This window comes from Acidiphilium sp. AL (genome assembly GCF_025499445.1).
Classification (GTDB): Bacteria; Pseudomonadota; Alphaproteobacteria; order Acetobacterales; family Acetobacteraceae; genus Acidiphilium; species Acidiphilium iwatense.
On sequence record NZ_JAIMBZ010000106.1, the window covers coordinates 1 to 1,990 of the forward strand.

Below are 1,990 nucleotides of genomic sequence, written 5' to 3' on the forward strand. Positions count from 1 at the left end.
GCAAGAGATTTCGGCGGCGCGCAACAATCGGAATCGGAACCGGGCCGCCAGGATTCCTTCCGGAATGCCGACAGGCCTCAATCGATTCTTCGGCTAAATGGCGCCTGCGGCCTCAAAATGAGGGGAGACATGAGGCTGGCGAGGTCATATCGGCGGTTGAAGCGGTACTCGAATTTGGCGAGGTATCGCGGCACGTGCTTGGTGCTGATCGCCCGGTACGTGCCGGTGATTGCGGATTTGATATTGCCGAGGGCGGTATTGACCCATTTGAAAACCGGGTTGCGGACCGCCGCAGGGCCGCTGCCGGTCAGGATCGCCTGATGCTGGCATCCGGCATCGGTCACGCGATGAAAACAGGCAAGCCCATCGCTGACCACGGTGCAGGACGGATCGAGGCTGTTCATCGCAAATCGCGAAATCGCCTGGCCGGTGAACCCTGCCACGCGGCGTAGTTTCAATTGAGCCGGTTTGCCGTCATCCGTGGTCTCGACCGCGGCGACAAACGGCGTCTTCCCCGGTGCGCCGCGTCCACGCTTGCCGCCCGAACGCTCACCGCCCAGGACCGCGTCGTCGATTTCAACCCGTCCCTTCAGACGTTTGCGCCCGTCGCGCTCCATCATCGCCTGCTGGAGCTTGTGCTTGAGCATCCACGCCGTGGTCTGGCGGACACCGAGGCGCCGGCCCAGTTCGATCGAGGATATCCCCTGTTTGCTCTGCGTCAGATGGTACATCGCACGAAACCACGTGCGCAGCGGCAGCTTGGTCGAAGCAAAAATCGTCCCCGCAATCGGCGAGGTCTGGCGACGGCAGGTGCTGCATTGGAACAAGTCGCGCGTCTTGATCTCGCTGTACGATGTCCCGCCGCAGACCGGGCAGGAAAACCCCTCCCGCCAGCGCAGCTTGATCACCACGGCCCGGCATTGCTCCTCAGTGCCGTACAACCGATCGAATTCGGCCTCGCTCAGCCCCTTCTGCAACTGCACCGCATTGCGCGCCATCGAAACCCTCCGCTCACGCCTGAATGTTCCTGTTTTGTACATCAAGAAAAACGGCTGATCAACATGGGTAAGAAAGAAGCCCTTTCTGGGCATGGTGGTGGTGGCGACAGCCAGTGGCCTCACTTCGAGAGGTACGCCAGAAGTTCAAGCGCTTTGTCGCCACATGGGACGAGACGGGTCATCATGGAAGAGAGTTCGAGGAACTCGCTCGCGCTCAGGCATTCGAAAAGCGCATCATTCACCGTGCTAAGGATAGATGAAAGGCCGTCGAGATGTTCTCGGCCCTTGTTCGTTATAGTCAGCAATACACGACGACGATCGGTGACGTTGACACGCTTGCGCACGAACCTGCTCTTCACTAGCTTCGACACCTCGATTGTTACGAAAGCGCCCGAAAGATGTAGATGATCGGCAACTCGGCTCACACCTACGCCCACGCCGAGACCGTCTTCATGCTCGAGGTGTGCTATCGTAATCAGGATAGTGTAAGCAACCCCAGAGATGCCCAGTAGTTCGCCGAACCGGGTCCGACACTGCTGTACCCGAGCGCTGAATGCCAGAAAGTCGTGAATGAAAGACCGGAAGCGCGTATCGTCGCCGGTCGGCATGAGCTCTGGTTTCGAGACAGATGGTAGTGGCAAGTGGGCCTCATGATGCATGTTGCATATATCAGATGCGTGTTGGAGCGGTGTTTCAATGGGCGGAACGCGGAACCACTGTGGCAGCGCGTTGGTCATGACCCATACTCCAGTCCATGTCCTACGGCCAAGTTGGTCGCTTGCGGGCCTTCTCGTGCCACAGGTGTTCTCTGGACCGAGAACCAATTGGGAGGAATAGGTAGTCGTCCGTGAATTAGGTGTTTGATCCCGGACTTTAATGGTGCGATATTTTCCAATAAATGGAAGGAGGCACTATGGTCCAGGTTCTTCATGGTCGCGCCACGACGACAGCGGCGATCCGTCGAGCGATACAGCATAGTCAAGAGAGCCTGA

At 58.4% G+C, this 1,990-nt stretch carries 2 protein-coding genes; both read right to left on the minus strand.

Annotated elements, in window-relative coordinates:
* Positions 1-77: 77 nt before the first annotated feature.
* Complete coding sequence (locus tag AiwAL_RS20055) at positions 78-998, minus strand: IS1595 family transposase (protein WP_262313478.1); 921 nt, start codon at positions 996-998, stop codon at positions 78-80.
* 119 nt (positions 999-1,117) lie between these two features.
* Positions 1,118-1,735 (minus strand): MarR family winged helix-turn-helix transcriptional regulator, encoded by a 618-nt coding sequence (locus AiwAL_RS20060; RefSeq protein WP_235706286.1) that lies wholly within the window; start codon positions 1,733-1,735, stop codon positions 1,118-1,120.
* Between the last annotated feature and the right edge of the window lie 255 nt (positions 1,736-1,990).